Genomic DNA, 4,252 nt, shown 5'->3' with positions numbered 1-4,252 from the left:
CCCCCCACGCCGGATCCGTCCTGGCGTGCTCGCGCAGCGCCCACCCGAGTGCCTTGCGGACGAAGAAATCCCTGCCGTACGCCGTGTCGTCGAGGTTGGCGACCAGCACCCGCTCCAGCAGGTCGGTGTCGGTGACCTCCCGGTGCCGCAGCTGCGCGAGCACCGCCGTACGCCTGACCCACAGGCTGTCCTCGTCGACCGACCAGGCCCCCACGACCGGCGTGACGTCCGCGCGGTCGTCGAGCAGGACCTGTCCGACGAGGTGGGAGGCGATCTCGTCCACCACGTCCCACCAGGCGCCGGTGCGCACCAGGTGCTCGAGCAGCGGCAGCAAGCCCGGGTCGAGCCACTGGGCGTAGGACCGGTGGCGCAGCAGGGCGACCGCGGCGTACCACTCCTCGCGGTGCGTCACGTCGTCCCACAGCTCGAGGACCGCGGCCTCCCACGAGCCGCGGTCGACGAAGCGGTGCTCGACGAGGAGCGGCCTGAGGAGCGCCCTCAGCTCGGGTGCGGTCAGCCCGACGTAGGGCAGCGCGGACTTCATGTAGGCCCGCTGCTGCGCCGCGCGCTCGGGGTCGCCGGTCTCCGCGAGCGCAGCCCGGACCGCACCGACGTACGTCACCCGGCCATCCTCTCAGGGGCGAGCCTCGTAGACGTGGTTGAACGGGGTCTCGGCCACGCGGCGGAACCGGGTGAACCCCGCGTCGGTCACGACCTGCCGGATCGCCGCCTCCCCGGCCTGGGCCCCGAGCGCGTAGCCACCGGGCTGCGACACCGCGTTCGGCACGCACAAGAAGGTCGAGAAGCCGTAGAACACCCGCCCCACCGGGTTGAGGTTGTCGGCCACCGTGTCCCCCGCCGCCGGCTCCACGATCATCCAGGTGCCGTCGGCGGCCAGGGAGTGCCGCACGTGCCGGGCCGCGCCGACCGGGTCACCCATGTCGTGCAGGCAGTCGAAGGTCGTGACCAGGTCGAGGTCGCGCTCGTCGAGCGACTGCGCGCCGGCGACGTCGAAGCGCACCCGCTGCTGGACCCCGGCGTCGGCCGCATGCCGGCGAGCCGCCTCGATGGACCCCTCGTGGTAGTCGGACCCGACGAACGTGCTCGCCGGGAACGCCTGGGCCATCAGCACGGTCGAGGCGCCGTGACCGCAGCCGAGGTCGGCGACGCGGGCGCCCCGCTCCAGCCGGTCGGCGACCCCGTCCAGCGCGGGGATCCACTCGGGGAGCAGGTGCATGAGGTAGCCCGGGCGGAAGAAGCGTTCGCAGCCGGTGAAGACGTCCTGGTCGTGCTCGTGCCACCCGTAGCCGGATCCCGTGCGGAAGGCGTGCTCGATCTCCGGGAGCGCCTTGAGCGCACCGAGGGCGAGCTCGAAGGCACCCGGGAGGAAGACCGGTCCGTCGGGGTCCGTGAGGGCGAACGCCTTCTCGGGCGTCATCGAGTACGTGCCGGTGGCGGCGTCGTGCTCGACGTAGCCTCCGGCGGCCTGCCCCCGCAGCCACTCGTCGACGTAGCGGGGGTCGGTACCGGTCGCGGACGCCAGGGACTGCGCGTCGGCCGGGCCCTGGGCCAGGCTCCGGTAGAGGCCGAGCCGCTCCCCCAGCAGCACGTTGCCGGCGCCCACGGTGGCGCCGAGGTCGCCGACGAACGCGCCGACGAACGCCATCAGGGTGTCCATGTCGATGCTCGGTTGCGCGGTGTCGTTCCTCTGGTCGGTGGTGGTCATGTGGGTCTCCTCATTTCGGCACCCCGGGTGGATGCTGGTCGGGGAACGATGCGCGGCACCGGTTGCGTCGCGATTGCAACCGCGCTGCAACCACCGGGTCGGAGCCTCGTCCCGAGGGAGCCGGAGCGGACACCGGCACGGGAGGACCGGCATGCGAGCACGTGACGCCGACACCGACGGATTCATCGACGTCGCCGGCGTACGCCTGGCCTGGGAGTCCTACAACGACACGGCGGCAACGACGGTGCTCTTCGTGCCGATCGACACCTGCGTCACCAGCCGGGCGTGGAAGGGCCAGGTCGCCTACCTCGCCCAGCACTTCCGGGTGGTGACCGTCGACCCGCCCGGCAACGGCCGCTCGGGGCGCGCGCTCGACCCCGAGGCGTACGGCGACCTGAGGATGGTCGACAGCACCGTCGCCGTGATGGACCACCTCGGTGTCGAGCGGGCGGTCCTCGCCGGCATCTGCGTCAGCGCGTGGCAGGCGCTGCTCACCGCCGCGCTGCACCCCGACCGCGTGCAGGGGGTGGTCGCGGTCGCGCCCTGGGCCCGGGACCGCACGCCGCCGTTCCCCGTTCGCCTCGAGTCGGCCCAGCACTACGACGAGGAGCTCGACGACTACTCCGGCTGGCGGGGCAACAACCGGCACTACCTGCCCGAGCACTGGCCGGAGTTCGCGGAGTTCTTCTTCGACCAGATGCTCCCGGAGCCGCACTCGACCAAGCAGCTCGAGGACATCGTCGGGTTCACCCGCGAGACCACGGGCGCCGTCATCCTGGCGGAGAACGACGCCCCGCGGTTCCCCGACACCGTGGAGGAGGCCGAGCGGCTGCTGCGCGGCATCTCCGCACCCGTCCTCGTCGTGCAGGGGACGGCCGACCTCTGCCAACCCCAGGGACGGGCTCGCAGCGTGGTGGAGTGGACGGGTGCCGAGCACCTGGTCCTCGAGGGCTCGGGTCACCTGCCGATGGCACGGCACCCGGTGGTGGTCAACCGGGCCGTCAAGGCCCTCGTGGACCGCGCGAGCCGGTCGCCCGCCCCGTCGCGGACTCCCCGCGCTCGCCGCCGTCGCCCGCGGGTGCTCTACCTCTCCTCGCCGATCGGACTGGGGCACGCCCGGCGCGACCTCGCCGTGGCCGACGCGATGCGCGAGCTGCGACCGGACGTCGAGGTGCAGTGGCTGACCCAGTCACCGGTCACCGAGTTCCTCGAGCGGCGTGGCGAGGTGGTCCACCCGGCCTCGCGCCTGCTCGCCAGCGAGTCCGGCCACTTCGAGGCCGAGTGCGGCGAGCACGACCTCCACGCCTTCGACGCCGTACGCCGCATGGACGAGGTGCTGGTCAACAACTTCATGGTGTTCGACGACCTGGTCGAGCGGGAGTCGTTCGACCTGTGGGTCGGTGACGAGGCCTGGGACCTCGACCACTTCCTCCACGAGCACCCGCGCCTCAAGCGCGCGCCGTTCGTCTGGATGACCGACTTCGTCGGCTGGGTGCCGATGCCCGACGGGGGTGAGCGGGAGGCGTTCCTGACCGCCGACTACAACGCCGAGATGGTCGAGCACGTCGCCCGCTCGCCCGGGCTCCGCGACCGGTCCGTGTTCATCGGCGACGCCGCGGACGTCGTCGACCTGCCGCTGGGTCCGGACCTGCCCAGCGCCCGGGACTGGACCGAGCAGCACTTCGACTTCGCCGGCTACGTCATGGGGGCTAGGCCGGACCCCGGGCGTCGCGGGGAGCTGCGCCGGTCTCTCGGCTACGGCGACGACGACGTGGTCTGCCTCGTGTCGGTGGGCGGGTCGGGCGTGGGCCACCACCTGTTGCGGCGGGTGGCGGCGGCGTACGAGCCGGCCGCCGCGCGGATCCCCGGGCTGCGCATGGTGCTGGTCGCCGGTCCGCGGGTCGACCCGGACTCCCTCGACGTGCCGGCCGGGGTCGAGGTGCGCGGGTTCCTGCCCGATCTCGACCTGCACCACGCCGCCTGCGACGTGGCCGTCGTGCAGGGCGGGCTCAGCACCACGATGGAGCTGACCGCCGCGGGGCGCCCGTTCGTCTACGTGCCGCTCCAGCACCACTTCGAGCAGCAGGTGCACGTGCGGCACCGTCTCGACCGGCACCGTGCCGGGCGGGCGCTGGACTACGCCGACACCGGCCCGGACCGCGTGGCCGAGGAGCTCGTGACCTGCCTGGCGCAGCCCGTCGACTACCTGCCGGTCCCCTCCGACGGGGCCGAGCGCGCCGCACGGCTGACGCTCGAGGCGCTCTGACCCAGCGCGTCGACCCGGCGCCGGATGGCCGGCCAGGCCGTCGTCGTGGCCTCGCGCAACGGGGCGAGGAGCCGCTCGGCCTCCTCGTCGTCGCCCCGGGCACCGGCGGCTCCGGCGAGCAGGAGGTGGACATCGGCGCCGAGGACCCAGGCGCGGCCGGGCGGGCATGTCACGTGGGAGAGCGCGTCCGCGGCGCCTCGGGTGTGCTCGCCGGTGAGGGCCGCGAGCGCGGCGGCGCAGAGCAGCCGGCCGGGGCGGGC

General features: G+C 73.5%; 4 protein-coding genes. 1 reads left to right on the top strand and 3 read right to left on the bottom strand.

All coding sequences use genetic code 11. The annotated features are described in order from the left end of the window. Both JWN97_RS15510 and JWN97_RS15505 read right to left on the bottom strand, forming a co-directional pair. On the bottom strand, positions 1–622 hold a 622-nt coding region (locus JWN97_RS15510), incomplete at its 3' end, for a DNA alkylation repair protein (protein ID WP_297624460.1). 12 nt (positions 623–634) lie between these two features. Next, a complete protein-coding gene (locus tag JWN97_RS15505; RefSeq protein ID WP_297624457.1) occupies positions 635–1,726 on the bottom strand; it encodes a class I SAM-dependent methyltransferase in 1,092 nt (363 codons plus the stop codon). Between the two features lie 151 nt (positions 1,727–1,877). On the opposite strand from JWN97_RS15505, the gene JWN97_RS15500 reads away from it, so the two are divergent. Next, entirely contained in the window at positions 1,878–3,992 is a 2,115-nt protein-coding gene (locus JWN97_RS15500; protein ID WP_297624453.1) for an alpha/beta hydrolase, read from the top strand. On the opposite strand, the gene JWN97_RS15495 is transcribed toward JWN97_RS15500, so the two are convergent. After that, positions 3,929–4,252: hypothetical protein (locus JWN97_RS15495; protein WP_297624450.1), on the bottom strand; the 324-nt coding region annotated here is incomplete at its 5' end. The two genes, JWN97_RS15500 and JWN97_RS15495, sit on opposite strands and share 64 nt — an antisense overlap.

It is taken from the genome of Nocardioides sp., from assembly GCF_025965415.1.
Lineage (GTDB): Bacteria > Actinomycetota > Actinomycetes > Propionibacteriales > Nocardioidaceae > Nocardioides.
The sequence above is the reverse complement of the archived record's forward strand: the minus strand, read 5'-3'. Positions and strand labels throughout refer to the sequence as shown.

Bases quoted from the DNA above. Each gene is read 5' to 3' on its own strand.
- JWN97_RS15505 (WP_297624457.1), bottom strand. From the start codon at position 1,726: ATGACCACCACCGACCAGAGGAACGACACCGCGCAACCGAGCATCGAC.
- JWN97_RS15500 (WP_297624453.1), top strand. From the start codon at position 1,878: ATGCGAGCACGTGACGCCGACACCGACGGATTCATCGACGTCGCCGGC.